Source organism: Argonema galeatum A003/A1 (assembly GCF_023333595.1).
GTDB lineage: Bacteria > Cyanobacteriota > Cyanobacteriia > Cyanobacteriales > Aerosakkonemataceae > Argonema > Argonema galeatum.
The window spans coordinates 94277-113067 of record NZ_JAIQZM010000014.1 but is presented as its reverse complement, the minus strand read 5'-3'; the positions used below and the strand labels follow the sequence as shown (position 1 = coordinate 113067).

The 18791-nt window shown below is 44.0% G+C and carries 15 protein-coding genes and 1 pseudogene; 8 read left to right on the top strand and 8 right to left on the bottom strand.

What is annotated here, in order from left to right; translation table 11 throughout:
- Nucleotides 1-11: 11 nt before the first annotated feature.
- Both LAY41_RS16475 and LAY41_RS16470 read left to right on the top strand, forming a co-directional pair.
- Nucleotides 12-491, top strand: a pseudogene (locus LAY41_RS16475) (globin family protein); the annotation flags it as partial.
- 717 nt (nt 492-1208) lie between these two features.
- Nucleotides 1209-1841 (top strand): RES family NAD+ phosphorylase, encoded by a 633-nt coding sequence (locus LAY41_RS16470; protein ID WP_249099993.1) that lies wholly within the window; start codon nt 1209-1211, stop codon nt 1839-1841.
- Nucleotides 1842-1942: 101 nt separating this feature from the next.
- On the opposite strand, the gene LAY41_RS16465 is transcribed toward LAY41_RS16470, so the two are convergent.
- On the bottom strand, nt 1943-3322 hold the full coding sequence (locus LAY41_RS16465; protein ID WP_249099991.1) for a glycine zipper domain-containing protein: 1380 nt from the start codon (nt 3320-3322) through the stop codon (nt 1943-1945).
- Nucleotides 3323-3828: 506 nt separating this feature from the next.
- On the opposite strand from LAY41_RS16465, the gene LAY41_RS16460 reads away from it, so the two are divergent.
- From LAY41_RS16460 to LAY41_RS16445, 4 genes are all read left to right on the top strand, one after another.
- Complete coding sequence (locus tag LAY41_RS16460) at nt 3829-7905, top strand: non-ribosomal peptide synthetase (RefSeq protein WP_249099988.1); 4077 nt, start codon at nt 3829-3831, stop codon at nt 7903-7905.
- A 146-nt stretch (nt 7906-8051) separates the two neighbouring features.
- The gene (locus tag LAY41_RS16455; RefSeq protein ID WP_249099985.1) at nt 8052-8264 is read left to right on the top strand and encodes a hypothetical protein; all 213 of its coding nucleotides are present in this window, start codon (nt 8052-8054) and stop codon (nt 8262-8264) included.
- Between the two features lie 577 nt (nt 8265-8841).
- Nucleotides 8842-9429: a GNAT family N-acetyltransferase gene (locus LAY41_RS16450; RefSeq protein WP_249099981.1), complete on the top strand. Its 588-nt coding sequence runs from the start codon at nt 8842-8844 to the stop codon at nt 9427-9429.
- A 109-nt stretch (nt 9430-9538) separates the two neighbouring features.
- Nucleotides 9539-10945 carry a hypothetical protein gene (locus LAY41_RS16445; protein WP_249099979.1) on the top strand — a complete coding sequence of 469 codons (1407 nt, stop codon included), beginning with the start codon at nt 9539-9541 and terminating at the stop codon, nt 10943-10945.
- Between the two features lie 311 nt (nt 10946-11256).
- On the opposite strand, the gene LAY41_RS16440 is transcribed toward LAY41_RS16445, so the two are convergent.
- The 4 genes from LAY41_RS16440 to LAY41_RS16425 all read right to left on the bottom strand — a co-directional run bounded on the left by LAY41_RS16440 (nt 11257) and on the right by LAY41_RS16425 (nt 14553).
- On the bottom strand, nt 11257-11871 hold the full coding sequence (locus LAY41_RS16440; protein WP_249099976.1) for a hypothetical protein: 615 nt from the start codon (nt 11869-11871) through the stop codon (nt 11257-11259).
- 661 nt (nt 11872-12532) lie between these two features.
- Nucleotides 12533-12772 carry a hypothetical protein gene (locus LAY41_RS16435; protein WP_249099973.1) on the bottom strand — a complete coding sequence of 80 codons (240 nt, stop codon included), beginning with the start codon at nt 12770-12772 and terminating at the stop codon, nt 12533-12535.
- A 35-nt stretch (nt 12773-12807) separates the two neighbouring features.
- On the bottom strand, nt 12808-13587 hold the full coding sequence (locus LAY41_RS16430; protein ID WP_249099969.1) for an MBL fold metallo-hydrolase: 780 nt from the start codon (nt 13585-13587) through the stop codon (nt 12808-12810).
- A 180-nt stretch (nt 13588-13767) separates the two neighbouring features.
- Nucleotides 13768-14553, bottom strand: coding sequence for a pentapeptide repeat-containing protein (locus tag LAY41_RS16425; protein WP_249099966.1), 786 nt, complete (start codon nt 14551-14553; stop codon nt 13768-13770).
- 65 nt (nt 14554-14618) lie between these two features.
- Between LAY41_RS16425 and LAY41_RS16420 the strand changes: the two genes are divergently transcribed.
- Nucleotides 14619-15362 (top strand): class I SAM-dependent methyltransferase, encoded by a 744-nt coding sequence (locus LAY41_RS16420; protein WP_249099964.1) that lies wholly within the window; start codon nt 14619-14621, stop codon nt 15360-15362.
- Between the two features lie 8 nt (nt 15363-15370).
- Nucleotides 15371-15973: a class I SAM-dependent methyltransferase gene (locus tag LAY41_RS16415; RefSeq protein WP_249099962.1), complete on the top strand. Its 603-nt coding sequence runs from the start codon at nt 15371-15373 to the stop codon at nt 15971-15973.
- Nucleotides 15974-16020: 47 nt separating this feature from the next.
- Here LAY41_RS16415 and LAY41_RS16410 read toward each other — a convergent pair whose 3' ends face one another.
- From LAY41_RS16410 to LAY41_RS16400, 3 genes are all read right to left on the bottom strand, one after another.
- Complete coding sequence (locus LAY41_RS16410; protein WP_249099959.1) at nt 16021-16290, bottom strand: hypothetical protein; 270 nt, start codon at nt 16288-16290, stop codon at nt 16021-16023.
- Between the two features lie 314 nt (nt 16291-16604).
- Nucleotides 16605-17777, bottom strand: a complete 1173-nt coding sequence (locus LAY41_RS16405) for a pyridoxal phosphate-dependent aminotransferase (RefSeq protein WP_249099957.1) — start codon at nt 17775-17777, stop codon at nt 16605-16607.
- Nucleotides 17774-18739 carry a hypothetical protein gene (locus tag LAY41_RS16400; protein WP_249099954.1) on the bottom strand — a complete coding sequence of 322 codons (966 nt, stop codon included), beginning with the start codon at nt 18737-18739 and terminating at the stop codon, nt 17774-17776. Before LAY41_RS16400 ends, LAY41_RS16405 begins: the two co-directional genes overlap by 4 nt.
- Nucleotides 18740-18791: the final 52 nt, after the last annotated feature.

Below are 18791 nucleotides of genomic sequence, written 5' to 3'. Positions count from 1 at the left end.
TACATAAAACCATGCCAGATGTTATTCACGCTGCTATCGACGCTGCTGAAAGCCAAGGGAAATACTTAAATACTGAAACCTTAGATAAGCTCAAACGCTATTTCCAAACTGGCGAACTTCGAGTTCGGGCAGCTACTACGATTTCTGCCAATATCGATATCATTGTCAAAGAGACTTTTGGCAAATCCCTCTTGTACAAGGATGTTACTCGCCCTGGTGGGAGCCTGTACGCCACTCGGCGCTATGCTGCTTGTCTGCGCGACCTCGACTACTTCTTGCGCTATGCTACCTACGCAATGCTCGCAGGCGATACTGCGATTCTTGATGAACGGGTTCTGAAAGGACTTAAGGAAACCTACAACTCATTAGGAGTTCCCATTGATGCTACTATTCAAGCAATTCAGGCAATGAAGGAAGTAACTGCCAGTTTGATTGAGTCAGAAGCTGCAAAGGAAATTAACGTTTACTTTGACTATATCTGTGCAGGGTTGCAAACTGATAGTGAAATGTTGGCTCAATCACAGGCTAAGCAGGAAGATGCCCCCTTGCCAACCCAATTATCAGGTAATACGGCAACACCCGAATCCAAAATCCCTGAATCGGCTCCTACTTACAAGGAAGAAGCTGTAAGCGATCGCGAACAGCACGCCCAAACTCGTATTATAAATTACGTGCAGATATGGCTTAATCAGTTGGCTTCCGCTCAGAAAGAACTGGTTGCAGACAAGTTAGAGAAAGCCATTGCAGCATCAAATCGTACAGATTCCCAGGATGATTTAACAGAATCTCTCATTGGTCGTCCGCTCACCAAGGAGGAGCGTCTTGAGCTAGAGTTTTCTTCTCTTTTGCGGTACTTTAATCAGAGACGAGAACTACTTGATGGGGGGTTGAGTGCCTCACAGGTAGCTACTCTGCTGGGTACATCTCGTCAGACACCCCACGATCGCGTGAAAGCTGGTAGTCTGCTAGCAATACTTGACAACGGCGTATGGCGGTTTCCAGTATGGCAATTCGATCCGACTGGGCCAGATGGCACGATCGCAGGTTTGGCAGAGGTTTTGCGAGCCCTTGAAGTGCCTGCCTATTCACAGCTTTCTTGGCTAGTTCGCCCTAACTCGTTCTTACATGAACTCACTCCCGTAGAGGCACTTAAGCAAGGGCAGAAAGACTTTGTACTCCATGCAGCAAGAGCAGTAGGGGTTAAGTAAGTGGTGCAGTATCCCCCTCCGCCTCCCGATCGGCAGTTATCTCCTTGTATTTACAATTTGTCAGCTGACAAGTATTTATTTAGGATTTTCGATCCCACAAGATATGGTACTCAAGCCCTGACTTTCCGTTCCTATGGCCCGTCCGATCGCGGACGTTTCGATCATCATAGGGGTGACTTAAAAAATTCAGATCCAGATCCCGATCGCAGCATTTTGTATGTCGGTCTGACATTTGAATGTTGTTTGGTTGAAGTTTTTGGTGACATAGGTACGGTAGAAATCGTTAATGAGCATATTGCTCGTTTAGGTCTTAAACGCGACTTAACACTCCTGGATTTACGTACATCTAGTGCAGCAGAACAGGCTGGTACAGTAAAGGAATTGGTAACAATTTGCGATCGCGCCCTAACTCAGGCATGGTCTCGCTACTTCTACGAACATCCAGAGATTTATTTTACACTTGATGGAATCATTCACCTAAATCGCCACAACAAAGAGGAAACAGTCACACTCTACGAGCGTGCAAGTGATGTACTCAAGGTGAATTGGGAAAGGAGGCTCGATGACGAAAGCCTACGTGACGCTATTAAATTTGCGGCGGAACGCAACAAGTTAACTGTCGCTCCTTACTAGGGCACCGACTTTTACTGCCAAAGGTGGGCCATTGTTGACCCACCCCCCATCAAACGTTATAACTCAAGCTTTAACCAAACAAGAAAGCTTGTGCAAAGTTATTACAACGGCGTGCTGCGATCGATAATGTTCAAATTTCGATCGTCAACGTCTAACTGTTCCCGGCGAATCTGGTTTTTAGCTTCAACACTGTCATCTTCCACACCAAGGTTGGCTGATTGAGTGCCAAAGGTTGAGTTCTCAACGTAACCAGTCTCTCCATACGCTTCCATCGGAGCAACTTCTCCTTGATCAAAGCCCGTATTAGTAGAAGCTACTGGCATTGCAGTGTCTACAGAGGTAGTGCGATTATCAACAATAGTTACATATGAGACATCCTCAGTTGCACCTTTTCCAGACTTCGCTACAGAGGACTTGACATCTTCAGCTTTATCCTTGACAGCGTTTCCGACACTTTGAGCAGAAGACTTGATTTCCTCAGCGCTACCCTTAACGGCGTCTACTACAGAGGGCTTCACTTCCTGGGCTGTATCTCTGACAGCGTTTCCGACACTTTGAGCAGAAGACTTGATTTCCTCAGCGCTACCCTTAACGGCGTCTACTACAGAAGGCTTCACTTCCTGGGCGGCATCCCTTACGGCATCACCTACACCTCGAACAGAGGTTTTGATTCCCTCAGCGCTACCCTTAACCGCGTCTACTACAGAGGGCTTCACTTCCTGGGCGGCATCCCTTACGGCATCCCCTACACCTCGAACAGAAGTTTTGATACCCTCAGCGCTACCCTTAACCGCGTCTACTACAGAGGGCTTCACTTCCTCAACGGCACTCTTTACGGACTGGGCTACATCTTTTACAGATGGCTTGACATCCTCAACGGCTTGGTTAAAGGTGTTCGCTGCATTTACTACAGAAGGCTTGGCTTCCTCAACTGTACTCCTGACGGACTCCGCCATACTTAGTACAGAAGGCTTGGCTTCCTCAACTGTACTCCTGACGGACTCAGCTATGCCTACTACAGAAGGCTTGGCCTCGTCAACTGTACTCTTGACAGACTCCGCTATACCTATTACAGAGGGCTTGACATCCTCAAGCGTACCCTTTGCTGCATCCCCTACATCTTCTACCGTGTGGGTAACACCTTCAGCCACACCCTTTACGGCGCCTACTACATCGTCTACAGTGCGACTAACACCATCAGCTGCATCATTACCAGTCATACCGCCAGCTACTGCGCCTACTACAGCACCGATCGCTGCTCCAGCGCGACCGCCAATTAAACTACCAATAGCCGCTCCTGCTACTCCGCCAGCAGCAGCACCAATGCGTGTGCCAACTGGATGAATAGTAGGTTGATCTGTAGTTGGTTGAGCATCTTCTTGACGCTCCTCAGAAGGCTGCTTGTTCTCGCTCATCACAATTTTTTCTTCTGTAGGTTGAACATCATGTTGACTCATATTGGATTGATCCTTCTCGTTCATAACAATGGTTTCCTCTTTTGATTTATGCGTCGATTCAGCAAGCCACTATCTAAAATCTCTGCGAGAGAGATTCATTAATTCGTTTGCACCGTCAATCAATACATCCGATCTGGGTGTTCTAAGATGGACAGTTATAGGCGCGGTTGCATAACTCTCATTTGGTGCTATTTTTTACTAACCGTAAATATAACAACCGTAGGCAAAGACTTACACCTCTCCTGCGAAAGAGATGGCTAAACACCAAGTCATCCTGCGGTTGTAAGTCTCAGGTTTATATGAGTAATTACCCATTGCAAACAAGCAAATGGTGTGTATCATGCCATACTTCTTTGTCGGTAGCCAAGATTGAAAATGCTGCAAGATGTGAGTTGATGTATCATAGACCTGACACCGATCGTGCCAGCGAGAAATGTCCATGCAGCCATTGAGGATTATCTGGGCAAAACCATTGAAAGGAACAGACTTTCACAGTTGTCATCACTACGTAGAATAAAATGCACCCAAAGATGACCAAAAATATTGCCGAAAACTGCCTCAAGGCTGATGACAAAAAACTAAATATTGAGCAAGAAGCAGAAGTCTTTGTCTTCCCTGCATCTTTTGCCCAGCAGCGGCTATGGTTTTTCGATCGCTTAGCACCGGGCAATCCATTCTACAATGTCTCAACAGCAGTTCGCCTGAAAGGTTGCCTCAACTTAACAGCTTTAGAGCAGACATTCAACGAAATAGTACGACGACACGAAACCTTACGCACTACGTTTGTAATGGTAGAGGGCCAACCAGTTCAAGCAATAGCTCCCTCCTTAACCATACCCCTCCCTGTCATAAACCTACAAAACCGATCGCTCACCGAACAGGAAACCGAAACGCGAAGACTAACTATACACGAGGCTAAGCATCCTTTCAATTTGGCCGAAGGGCCATTGCTGCGAGTAACGCTGTTACAACTAAGTGAAAAAGAATATGTTCTTCTGCTGAATTTACATCACATTGTTGCCGATGGTTGGTCTATTGGCGTGCTAATTAAAGAATTGGGAATTCTTTACACAGCTTTTGTCAAAAAACAGCTTTCTCCTCTGCCAGAACTACCGCTTCAGTACGCCGACTTTGCGGAATGGCAGCGCCAATGGTTACAGGGTGAAGTATTAGAAACCCAATTAGCTTATTGGCGGCAGCATTTAAACGGAATTACCATATTAAATCTACCTACAAATCGACCAAGACCAGCAATTCAAACCTATCGTGGAACAAAACAATTTCTCACAATATCACCGTTTTTGAGTAAGGCATTGGAGTCATTAAACCAGCAAGAAAACGTTACTTTGTTTATGACTTTATTGGCAGCATTTCAAACCTTACTTTACCGTTATACTGGACAAGAAGACATCGCAGTAGGTTCACCGATCGCTAACCGCAACCTGAGCGAAATCGAAGCGTTAATTGGATTTTTTGTCAATAGTTTAGTGCTGCGTACAGATTTATCGGGAAACCCAACTTTTCGGGAATTGCTAAGTCGGGTGAAAGAGGTAGCAATGGGAGCATATGCTCACCAAGACTTGCCCTTTGAAAAGCTAGTCGAGGTACTGCATCCAGAGCGGGATTTGAGCCGCAATCCCCTATTCCAGGTAAGTTTTAGTTTGCAAAATACTCCAGTAGAAGCGTTATATTTGCCTGAACTAACTTTGAGTTTGCTGGAGGTTGACACTGGAACGGCGAAGTTAGATTTAGAGTTCCATCTATGGTCAGATTTGGAAAGTCTTAAAGTCCAAGTAGTGTACAGTACCGATTTATTTGATGACACCACGATTACGCGGATGCTGGGACATTTTCAAACGCTGCTAGAAAGCATTGTCGCCAATCCAGAATATCGCGTCTCTGAGTTGCCAATTTTGGCCGAGGCAGAACGGCATCAGCTATTAGTAGAATTTAGCCATAATCAATCCAAAATCCCAAGTCCAAAATCCAAAATTGAGCAGTGTTTTCATCAGTTATTTGAAGCGCAGGTAGAGGAGAGTCCTGATGCGATCGCTCTAGTATTTGAAAATCAGCAATTAACCTACCGCGAACTGAACATCCGAGCTAACCAACTCGCACACCACCTGCAACAATTGGGTGTAGTTCCAGACGTTTTAGTTGGTATTTGCCTAGAGCGTTCTTTAGACATGATTGTGGGATTGTTGAGCATCCTTAAAGCGGGTGGAGCATACCTACCTTTAGACCCCACCTATCCCCAAGAACGCCTTAATTTCATGCTAGAAGATGCTCAAGTATCCATCTTGTTAACTCATTCTCTCAAAAAGGGGGGTTGGGGGGATATCCAAGATGGTTTATCTATAGTTTACCTAGACAAAGATTGGGATATTATTGCACAACAAAGCCAATTCAACCCAATTAGCAATTTAACACCTGCAAATCTAGCTTATGCCATATACACATCTGGTTCAACGGGAAAACCGAAAGGCGTTTTGCTCCTACATCAAGGATTGTTTAACTTGGCAGAAGCTCAGATTGATATTTTCAACGTACAGCCAAGTAGTCGCATTCTGCAATTCGCATCCTTGAGTTTTGATGCCTCGATATTTGAGATTGTGATGGCATTAGGAACAGGAGCAACACTTTACTTAGCGAAGAAAGAATCTCTTTTGCCTGGACAAAGTTTAATAAAGCTATTGCGCGACAATGCCATTAGTCATATCACCCTTCCGCCTGCTGTGCTATCAGTTTTACCAAAAGAAGAACTTCCCGCACTGCAAACTATTATTTGTGCTGGCGAATCTTGTTCTCAGGATATTGTAAAACACTGGGCTTGCGATCGCAGATTTTTTAACGCTTATGGGCCTACAGAAGTAACGGTTTGGGCTACCATTGCAGAAATTAAGGACGACAGTGAAAAACCCCCTATCGGTCGCCCAATTCTTAACACTCAAGTTTATATATTAGATAAGAATTTACAACCTGTACCGATTGGAATAACTGGTGAATTGTACATCAGCGGTGATGGTGTGGGTAAAGGCTACCTCAACCGTCCCCATTTAACTGCTGAACAATTTATTCCGCTATCAGAAACCGGGTTTCTTGAAGAAACACAAGAAACCCGGTTTCTCGGAGAAACCGGGTTTCTTGAAGTAGCTAAACTTTACAAAACGGGTGACTTAGCTCGTTATCGACAAGATGGCAATATTGAATTTTTAGGTCGTATTGATGAACAGGTAAAAATTCGGGGTTTCCGTATCGAATTGGGAGAAATTGAGGCGGTGCTGAGTCAGCATCCAGCAGTAAGAGAAGCGGTGGCGGTAAGCGACATCGCTTTAGAAGAAGCATCGGGTAACAAACGCCTTGTAGCTTATATTGTCCCAGAGCAAAATCTAACACCTACAATCGTTGAACTACGTAATTTTCTGAAAACTAAATTGCCAGAATACACGATACCTTCAGTTTTTGTAGTGTTAGATTCTTTACCGCTAACGCCTAATGGCAAAGTAGACCGCCGTGCATTACCCGCGCTATTAAATTTGAAGTTTCCTTCAAATCTCCAATTAAACGTTGCTCCGCGTACTCCAATAGAGTCAACAATAGCAAAAATCTGGGCAGAAGTTCTTAACCTTGAGCTTGTAGGGATTCACGATAACTTCTTCTACTTAGGCGGTGATTCACTGCTGGCTATACGTCTTATGGATGCGATCGAAAAACAGTTTAATCGCGAGTTACCACTGTCTGCTCTTTTCTTGAATCCTACAATTGAAGGTTTAGCAAGCATTTTAGCTACTCAAACAAATTCTTTGCCTTGGTCGCCGCTAGTCCCGATTCAGCCTAAAGGTTCAAAACCACCTTTTTTCTGTGTCCATCCCGTCTTTGGTGTTGTCTTTCCTTATTATGAATTGGCATATAATTTGGGGGAAGATCGACCATTTTACGGACTACAACCGCTTGGTATTGACGGAGAAAATCCTCCCTTAAATGGCATTGAGGATATGGCAACTTACTATATTGATGAGTTGCGTACAGTTCAGCCGATCGGCCCTTATTTTTTAGGCGGTTGGTCTTTCGGAGGTTTGGTTGCTTTTGAAATGGCTCAACAACTGCAAAAATCTGGGCAGCAAGTGGCTTTACTTGCTGTGCTTGATACTTTAGCACCAGTCCCCAGCAATAAAGTTTCCTTTTGGCATGGTTTAAAGTTTCTCCTCACCACAGCAACGCGATATATATGGCCTTTTCTGATGGATTATTTTTATCTGGTGGCATATCCCAATCGGCAAAAAAGCCAAAATATACCTCAAGAATCTAGACGACGGATATTAAAAGAGCTAACGAGTAAATCGATACTTAAAGTTTTCCAAGCGAACAGTGAAGCAGCTGTTAATTACGTACCTCAAATATATCCAAATCGAATTACTCTTTTGAGAAGTAGCGATCGCAGTATAGTTGCCAGTCAAGATCCAACTATGGGCTGGAACGAACTAGCTGGGTCAGGAGTAGAAGTTCATGTAGTGAGTGGAAATCACCTAACTATGCTTAGAAAACCGAATGTTCAGGCGCTTGCCGAACAGTTAAAGGTATGTTTTGATAAGGTGCAGGGCAATTAATACTGATACTATCTATATCTTGAGGGGCTACGTATATACCTTTGTGTGGAGGTGTAGCGTTTAAATTTAAGCCTCAAGATAGGGTATTCACACTATTGATGCAACTAAGCTGAGGTATGTCACTTACTTAACCGGAGGAAATATTTATGCCTAGCGGTCATGCCAGTCATAAAGGCACTTCAACTAAAACAAATACCAACGCTAACGGGCCGATCAATGCTGCTGCTGAGTCCACACTAGACCCGCACGATATTGTCACTCAAGGTAGCGATCCAACAAGACCCGATGAAGCTCCAGAGAATGCTGCTGCTACGGAACGACCAAGCGATAACCAAAAGTCAGGACACGATCGCGACTAACAGTTCTTTTGTCAGTCTGGAACCGAAATCCGTGAGTTCTAGACGATCGCCCTAGTGATGTTTTAAAGAGGGTGTCTTATGAATGAAGCAAAAGGACTGATGCTGCCCACAAACGGTGAAAAACTAGACTAACGATGACAACAGACAATTCGACAATATCAGTTAAATTTCACCCGGTTGTGTGAACCGCTCAATACCCAGCGGCGATTACCTTTAGATCAAGTAGATGCACTCTGATGAAACCCCTGATGACAGGGGTTTTTTGTTTTGCAAAGCGGACTGCTACTGGGATTTTCTATGGGCCGATCGCAAGTAGGGTGGGCGTTATAGCTAGGGGCTAGAATCAAGACTTTCGCCGTGAGCGCGTAGTTCTGAGAAAATTTACTTTCGACGGTTAACTTGAGTGCCTAGCCGAAAAGTAGGTTTGAAAGATTTTTTGACCGCAGATGAACGCAGATGAATCTAGATATTTAGTTGTCTACCTTGCGGACTTTTCGGATAGGGTGTAAGTAGTAGGGTGCTTTATTAAGGCACTCTAGTTAGCTTGCTCTTTGCGTCCCCTCGTCTCCCACTCATTATGATAATCCGTCCGGCGACACCAGCCGATGTGCCCGCAGTCCTGCCAATGGTAGCCAAGATTTGTGCTTTACACGAATCTTGGGATTCTGCTAAGTATGGATTTTTACCAAACCCAGAGTTACGTTACGATCGCTGGTTGACCAAGTTAGCAACAGACGATCGCAGCGTATTCCTAGTAGCTCAAACTGAAGGAACTGACAATACTGTTCGGTTAACCTCTCCCCCATTATCTTCAAGGGAATGGGGGTTGGAGGGCTTAGGTTTGTCTTATCCGAACAGTATTGAAGCAACCGCGCCAAAACCGCTACCAATATTAATTGCATTTTTGATAGCAACAGTAGAGCGTGAAATACCCATCTATCGCCTCAAAGAATTTGCTTTTATCCACGACATTTGGGTGGAACCAGAATATCGCCATGCAGGAATTGCACGGCAGATAGTAATACAGGCTGTAGAACTTTTTAGCAAAATGGAAGTCAAACAAATTCGACTGGATACAGCTACCCCTAACGAGGCGGCAAGGGGGTTGTTTTCATCCTGCGGCTTTCGACTAAGCACTATGGAAATGCTAATTGAATTGGAATAACGGAAAAATAAATATCGTCTGCCGTTGATTATTCTTCTTCCACTTGACGGCAGCCTGACGGTAAACGTCGTCTCAAATCGGACATCTATAGCGCCCTAAAAAGTTAGTTATGACATCAAATTTAGGCATCAAAAAAGTTACAGTCCGTCGTTACCTTTGGCTGTCCCGCTTAATTGCCATCATTGCCTCTGTAAATTTAGGTTTAGTATTTTTTGACCTGAGTTATATACCTTGGCGCGACTTATACTTGCAATTTATCCCAAGTATAACTCAATTGTACGACCCAGTGAAGGGAATTGAGCCTCATCGAGAAACCCAAAGATATCTCAATTCGGTAAACAAACTTGAAAAACAGGTAATGCAGACTGGTTTAGAGTCGTCTGAGGTAGAAAGCTTACTTTCCGAGTTGCGAAGCCTCAGTAACCAAATGATTGCGGACAATCCATTTGCGTTAGCAAATAAAAGCGGCTATTTAGAGAAGATTAAAAATAAAATGCGCGATCGCATAGGCAAAGAATCTGCCCGCGAAGCATTTGGTCAATTTTGGAGTCAAGCTTATCTCTCCCAAGCTGGTTGGCAAAAAGAAGTCAAATTTTTTAACAACCATACTCGACCCCTGATGCAAAGTAACTACTATCGCCATATAGGAATGAATGGCAAATTTGTTGATAAATTTTGGCTGATCGATCTACCTTTTGTTCTCCTATTTGGCTTAGATTTCCTAGTCCGTACTTTCTTTATCACTCGCATCAATCCTCAATTAAACTGGTTCTCAGCAATGCTGCGGCGTTGGTATGACGTTTTTTTACTACTACCTTTCTGGCGCTGGTTGCGAATCATTTCCGTCACAATTCGCCTCCACCAAGCTGACTTAATCAATCTCGAACCTATACGACAACAAATTAACCATGATTTCGTTGCTAATTTCGCTGAAGAACTTACTGAAGTCGTGGGAGTTCGGATGATTAGCCAAATGCAAGAGTCAATTCAACGGGGTGACGTGACGCGGTGGTTGTTTCATCCAGAAAATCGCCCTTACGTTGATATCAATAATACCAACGAATTGCAAGCCATCGCATCTCGTGTTCTCAAATTAAGTATCTATGACGTTCTCCCTCAAATCCAACCAGACATAGAAGCTTTAGTGGGTTACATTATTGAAAGTACCTTCAACCAATCTCCTGTTTACCAACAACTTCATAATCTACCAGGTTTGAGTAATTTAAGAACGCAGCTTACCAATAATTTAGCCAAAGATTTGTCTGTTACAGCTTACAAAACACTGACAGCAACAATAGAAGATCCTGTTGTGGTTGAATTAGCCGAGCGTTTGGTAGGCAACTTTCAAAAAGCGTTAGAGTTGGAACTAAAGAAAAAGCAACACCAAACGGAAATTCAATCCTTACTCGTAGATATGTTAGAAGAAATCAAAATTAACTACGTCAAAGGCATTGCTGAAGGAGGGGTTGAAAAAATCTTATCAGAATCGGAACAGATACGTCAAATTGTTCAGTGATGAAGAGTATAAGTAAAGGTAATTGTAGTTTTGGTTGAGAGATAGTGAAACCCAACCATGCCTAGAAAACCAATTTATACCAAATCCGCAAGACCTCTTTTTTACCCGACGACTCTCATTCGCGGCTATACAAACAAAGCCCGCGCAGGCGGGCTTCTTCTTATTCTTTAGTCCGCGTAGCGGACGAGAGTTTGTGTAGCCCCACTATGAGAGAGTGAGGGTTAAAAAGGGGGTAGCTAACCCGGATTTGGTATCACTAATACTTTTTGGTGCCTTTTTAGCTTGTAGGGGCGAATGCTTCGCCCCTACGATTACTGCATCGGTGTTCTAGATCGCAATATTTCTCTATAGCAGACATACCAAAAATAAAGTGCGATATTAATCTCACTGAACAACTTGGGTACACCCTCAAGCAAACCAGGAATTCCATCACCGTGCAATTTGAGCGAATCAACTACAATTCCAATGAATAATAAACTTATGCCAGTTAGTACCAGAAAGTAGGGCGTTGATTTTATTGCCCGTCTGAATGCGAATCCGTATCCGGCAGCAACAAGTCCGTATACTAAGCTAGTAACTAGCTTGGGAATACCGGCAAATGTGATGAGATAAATGTGAATCCGAAAGATTTCGTTGATGAGAAAACCTCCTGTTAAAAGCGCAGAACAAAGGATAAACATATTGTTTTTAGCGCGTGGTTCAATCGTTTTGAGCAATCTAAAAGTAAAAGCACAAACTATTACTGGTACAGAACACAATACCTGGAATGTCCGAGTTAAAGAACCTATATCTGGCTCAGAGAAAGTAAACGGAGGTAGGAACAATCCTCCTACTGATGAGCCAAAAAAATTGGCATATATAACTAGAGCAATAACAAACAGAAAAGATAAAATGTTGACCCACACAACAGAGCGATAAATTTTCATAACCCGATCGAAAAACACTTTTAATGGTTAGATGCTACTAATATACTAAATAGAACTTACGCTTTTCTCCCCCCTAGCCCCCCAAATCTGGGGGGAACAGGACTCTTGGGGCTCCAGATTTGGGGGTCGGGGAGGCTAAACCTTGATTTTTGCGTAAGTCCTGCTAAATTTATGCGATCGGGCCCTCAGTCGAGACGCTACGCCTACGGCATCCTATCCAACCATAAACGACCCGAAATGAAAAATGTCAATCTCTGACCCCGGAAAGTATCGAAGATTGGGTGTGACGCTAATCACAAAATGTAGCAAACGGGTATCACATAGTTAAAAACTACCAAGTCACAATAAATTAATTACCTCATCACATATTTAGATGATTATTATCAACATTCTTTAGTACTTTTATCACACATTATTTTACAATAATAGCTCAATATAAAGAGATAAGCTAAATGCAAGCCAAAGGCAGCTTCTCCCGATCAAATTATCAATAAGTCTATTGCTATCCATATCCAGTTATGATTTAGTCTTAAAAAGTTTGTCCGCGTTCCTCCTGATATACAGTAAAGCCCGGTGGTTCTACCGGGCTTTTTATTAAGTTACCCCAGAAACCCGGCAACTTCTGCTCTCACCGGGTTTCTCTATGACTGATGACAAATCCTTATGTTTTAGTTTTAGCAGTAAGCGTCAAATCGCTCATTCCCCAAGTTTCAAAGAACTGCCGAAATAGAACTTCACTGCCTGAAGTTAAGTCTCCATCAGAAGCGATCGGGCCTCCTGAGATTACGTTTCCCGCATCGGTTCGGAAAACCAGTTGTAGTTCCCCCTCTTCATCTTTTTGAATTGCCAAACTACCTCTAGCCAAAACTTGACCAGCGCGACTCGAAATCGTACAGCGCATTTTTAAATCCTATATAAAAGAACACAAACGTTACTTTACAAAGCTAATGCCCGCGGCTCTAATTGCAGTTCAAAACGCTCCCCAGGTTTTGGTTCGATCAGCCGTGTCGCGAGATTATTTTCAGCCAACCTAGACCGCAATTCATCTGCACTTCCCACAACTCGAAGCAAAGACATGAGCAATCCCTCAAAGGTCACATCTCCCCCAGCAGCTGTGGGCAACAACACTTGGGGTTGTAGCAATTTTGCCACCTCTAAAGCACTTTTAGTACCCTTGATAATCGGCCCAAGCAAAGGCAGCGCCAGGTCAATGATCGGAGTAATTACCACATCGACAGGTGCCGCTTCTTTCAGCAAAGGGGAATGATATCCGTGCGGTTCGTAATAGAGAGTTAAGCTAGTTTCTAACTCTTTGAGAAGATAACCATTTTCAATCAATGTGGGGCCAATGGGAGAGCCGGGAATTGCCTTGATTTGGACGCTTTTATTCAACGCGAATGTCTCCCCGTGAGCGAGTGCCGTTACCTGGGTGTAACCTAACTCCCGCGCTACTTTACCAGCATTAGGAGAACCGACAACGGGAATTGTGCGATCGATCTGTTTAAGCGTCGGTGGGTGCGCGTGATCTTCCAAACCCTGTGATAGCAGAATCAGGTCAATATTCTCTGGTATTGGGCGTTCAGTACCCTTAGAGCCTTTGAAAAGCCAGTCGATGTTACCGAAAACTAACGAACCAACCAGCCAAGGATCGAGGAGAATTCGTTTCCCGCCGATTTCAATCAACCAGGAATTGCTGTCTAACCAGGTCAGGTGCATAGCAGATATGAAAATGTCGCTTCTTTTTATTTTATGCTATTGTTACGAAATTTTAATCAAAATTAGGACTTACGCTTTTCTCCCCTCTAGCCCTCCAAATCTGGGGGGAGAAAAGTCCTGTTCCCCCAGATTTGGGGGCTAGGGGGCAAAACATTGGTTTTTGCCTAACTCCTGAAAATATTAATCATGAATTGTGCCATCAGGCATAATTGTCCCAGCTAAGTTTGCTCCCACCAGTTTCACAAAAATGCGTCCGCTAGACCCGACTTTGGCTCCTCTCAAATCGGCTCCCCTCAAATCGGCTCCACTCAAATCGGCTCCAATTAAATTAGCTTCGCGTAAATTGGCTTCTCGAAGATCGGCTTGCAGCAGATTAGCTCTAAACAAATCGGCTTTAAATAAGTTGGCTCCATTAAGATTAGTTTTGTGCAGAAAGGCATCTTTGAGATTGGCACCAGTTAGGTTAGCGCGGCTCAGGTTTCTTCCAGATAAATCTTTTTCGCTTAAGTCTGCCTGACTCATGTCTTTTCCACTCAAATCTGCATTTTGTTTCTGGGATTGAGAGTGAGATTGATGCGGAGATTGTGAGTGAGATTGATGTGGGGATTGCGAGTGAGATTGATGCGGAGATTGTGAGTGAGATTGATGCGGAGATTGTGAGTGAGATTGATGCGGGGATTGTGAGTGAGATTGATGCGGGGATTGTGAGTGAGATTGATGCGGGGATTGAGGTTGCTTTTGTTTAGCTGTAGTTAGAGGTTTTGGTTGAAAAGAGCGCAAGCGATCGCGAGCTTCATTGATTTCTTTGAGTTTATCTTGCGCTTTCTGTTGTAATCGGATATTATCTTTAGGAATGCGGTCAGGATGCCAAATAAATGCCAAATCTTTGTAAGCCTGGTTAACCTCTTCAAGAGTTGCTCCCGGCTCCAGTTCAAGTATTTTGTAATATTTATCCAAGTCATTCATAAAAGTTTTTTAGTCATTAGTGATTGCGATATCAGTGTCGTGCTGCATTAATCATTTGAGTAACAATGGGTACAAAAAATCATCCTAACTTTTTTGGCCGAGTAACAGCCATTATCTTTATCATCCTCTGCGGGCTGATTCTCAGTGCCTGTCAGACCGTGGAAGTGGTGTCAGCTGTTTATCAAGATCGGGCCATACACAGCCCAGACGGCATTGGTAAAGTTTACATGGGCAGAGAGATAGCCCAAGTTATGGGACACCAGGGAGCGATGTGGCTGGAGCGATCGAGTCGCGAGAAAGAAGAACAACCAAACCTTGTGGTAGAATCCCTCGACTTGAAACCAACCGATATTGTAGCCGATATTGGAGCAGGTACAGGTTATTTCAGTTTTCGGATTAGTCCTTTAGTGCCAGAAGGGAAGGTTTTGGCTGTAGATATTCAACCCCAGATGCTTGACATTATTAACTTTTTGAATAAAGAGAACAGTGTTACTAATGTCGAACCTATTTTGGCAACCGTTACCGACCCCAAACTCCCCCAGGAAAGTATTGACCTAGCCTTAATGGTAGATGCTTATCACGAATTCAGCTATCCTAAAGAAGTGATGGAAGGAATAGTGACGGCGCTCAAACCGGGTGGACGGGTAGTTCTCGTTGAATACCGGGGTGAGAATCCATTTGTGATGATAAAACCGCTACATAAAATGACACAAAACCAAGTCCGCAAAGAAATGTCAGCGGTTGGTCTTGTCTGGGTTGAAACGAAAAATATTTTGCCTCAGCAGCATATAATGGTGTTCAAAAAGTAGAGGATTTAATGAATACAGAACGCGAATTTCCTAACTGGGAACAGTTGTACCAAGAAAAGGAAGTAGAAACCATGCCTTGGTTTAACCCGGAGATCGATCCAGACCTCGATCGGGCCTTAACCAAACTAAACTTACAGTCAGGAACCGCACTGGATATCGGCACTGGGCCAGGTACGCAGGCTATGGCATTGGCACTACTCGGCTTTAAAGTTACCGGCACCGATCTTTCAGCCGCAGCTGTGAGCAAAGCCGAAGATAAAGCCAAAGAAAAGGGTTTGGATATTATCTGGAAACAGGATGATATTCTCAACAGTAAGCTTGAGGAAAATTTTGATATTATATTCGATCGCGGCTGTTTTCATGTCTTGCCTCCAGAGCAAAGACAAGATTACGTTCTCGTTGTAGATAGATTGATTAAGCCTAATGGCTACCTTTTCCTTAAATGCTTTAGTCATAAGGAAACACGCGAGGCAGGGCCTTATCGATTTACACAAGAAGAAATAAAAGAAATTTTTAGCAGCAAATTCAACGTCTGCGATGTTCAAGAAACTGTATATCACGGTACGTTGGAGCAACTTCCACTAGCACTGTTCTGCGTTTTGCAAAAATAGGAAAACTCTGTTGTAACCGCCAAAAATCAAAGCCTTAGAGAGAGGTATTATTGATTTTTTAGTCGTTGTTTAGCCGTTTCTTCCTCAAGCTTGATAGCTAAATCGATGAGAAATCGTCCATGATTAATTGTTGAGGCTATATCGTCTTGATTTATGGGACAGCCGAACCGGGCAAAGTTTTCTTGTGGATGTTGCCAACGCAACCAAAGCTTTCCGTTGATCAGCTTAGTACTGAGCCGCCAGCCTTTATATTGTGCAGGGATTTGCTGAATTTCGTTATCAGATGAGTTGGATGGTTGCGTTTCAGGTTCGCTCACTAGCATCATCGTCTTAGGGTTTTAAATCGGTATGTTTAATATTGAGTGAAAATACTGTAGTTAGTGGTGACTAAACTCTGTAGCAAACAGTGATAATTAAAAGGCGATCGCGTGAGCTGAGCTATTAAGTCCTCGTGACTAAACCCAACTCAGCGGTGTGAGCGGAGTCACACTTACCGACTTCCTGTAGAATCCTGATAGTTACTCCCTTGGGCCAGAAGATTATCTATCATTCTTTTTCCCCTCTGCCCCTCTGCCCCTCTGCCCCTCTGCGGCCTTATAGATATTCTTGAAAGCGGGAAAGGAGTGTGGCCTCAAGGTGCGGCCAAAATCGTTTGCAAACCCCGCACCAGTCGCCCAATGCCTTCTACAGCCGTCTCCTCTTGTAAGGCACCGTAGGCAACGCGCAGGTAACACCCATCTTCCATACCAAAGGTAGTCCCTGGAATTACGGCTACCCCATGTTCGCGGATCAGCCGCTCTACCAACTCCATCGCGCCTAGCTGAGTGCGGACTTTGAGTAGAAAATAGAAAGCGCCATCGGCTTTAGGAATAGTACATAAGTCTTGGATGCGATCGAGTTCTTTTAAGCACTTTTCTCGCACTACTGCGATCGCGCTCAACTTTTCTTTACAATATCCTACACCTGCCTGCAACGCTCCCAAAGCCGCATACTGGGAGATAACTGGCGGACAAATCAGAATTGTATCCTGAATTTTCTTAACCGAAAGGAGCAGATGTTCGGGGATTACCATGTAGCCAATGCGCCAGCTAGCAAAACCGTAAGCTTTGGAAAGAGAATAAAGCAAAATGGTGTACTCAGAACTTTGTGCATTTGCTCCTGGCGAGAAGTGCTGTACGCCATTGTAGGTAAAATATTCGTAAGCTTCATCACTAATATGGTAGATACCGTGCTGGCGACAAATTTCGGTTACTTTTTGCAATGCTTCTTTTGGATAGACTGCGCCAGTCGGGTTGTTGGGTGAAATGGTGACGATGGCTCGCGTTTTCTCGGTGATGGCTTTTTCGATCAGATCTGGAATTATCTGATAATTCTCATCCGTAGGTACAAGTACTGCTTGGCAACTTGCCATTGCGATCGCCATTTCGTGATTAAAATAATATGGCGTTTGCAGAATAACTTCATTCCCTGGTGTGGTAATAGCCAGAATCGCATTCATAAACGCCATATTTCCACCAGCAGTCACCACAATGCAGCGACTATCATCAATTTCGATATTATTTTCGAGTAAAAGTTTGTTCTTAATTGCTTCTTGTAATGCTGGGATTCCCTCTACCGCTTGGTATTTGTGATTTTGGGGATTGGCTAGAAATTGGGAAATCCGATCCATTGCTGACGACGGCGGCCCATAATAAACTACCCCTTGTCCCAAAGAAATCGTCCCCGGATGGTGGCGAATTAGTTCCGCCACCACCGGGATAATTGGCGATTGCACCGCCTGCATTCTCAGAGTTTCCTTTCTCATCCGATTCCAAATCTAGCCAACAAATCTTCGCGAGATAAGTTGGACAATTGTAGCAGCAAGCGGGAATATTCTTCTGAAGGTAACTTTAGCCAAGGCTCAATTACCTGGGACAGTTCCTCATCCAAAGCGCCAAATTTAGCTGCGATCGAGTTTTCTATCAAAAGACGCCTTTCTTCTATACGTCCTTGCTGTAGTCCTTGCTGTAGTCCTTGCTGTAGTCCTTGCTGTAGTCCTTGCTGTAGTCCTTGCTGTAGTCCTTCTAGTAAAGTCTCTTCCCGCCATTGTAGATAAGCTCGTGTGAAATTCATAACCAATTCCCTCTCATCTTCAGTTAAATTTTCCTTTGCTTCTACGTTAATACGCCAGGTAGAAATCAGTTCTAAAACGTTGCTGCGTAATAGGTTTCCTTCAGGGAGTGCCATTATTTCATTAATGGCTTGCTGCTGAGTAGTCCCTTTTCCCAAAATTCTCAGCCAGAGTGTCTGTTCGGTAAGGGGTAATTGGTTTATCGCCACTACCGCTGTCTTCAGGGAATCGGCTAAAAAGTAAACACCAATAGGCCAATTGTTTGACTCTAGTCTAGCGCCAAAGCTATCGAGTAAGGCGGCGGAAGCGGAAGTTGCCAAAATCCACAAGCGGGGTAATTCTGCTTCGGGAAGTTCCTCGTCTTCGCGCCTAGCTTTGCGCTGTAACTCGCTGTGGAGGGAAAATAGTTTCACCATACAGCTGCGAATCTCGGTTTTGCTGGGTTGATTGCGAAATGGTTCCAGCAGACAGGGAGTAGATACCATTTTACCTAGTAATCCCAGTATTTCGCGATCGGCTGTTGGATTCGGTGCAAAGGAGATATCGACTTGGCGGACTTCCCCAGCTATTTCGCGGCTGATTTCTACTTCGCCAAGCGGTGCGAGTAGTTCTTCTAGATACTGCTTGGCGAATTGGTCGTGCGGTTGTCGGGTCATCCGATGCAAGGATTTTGGATTTGGGATTTTATATATTATATGTTGTCAATAT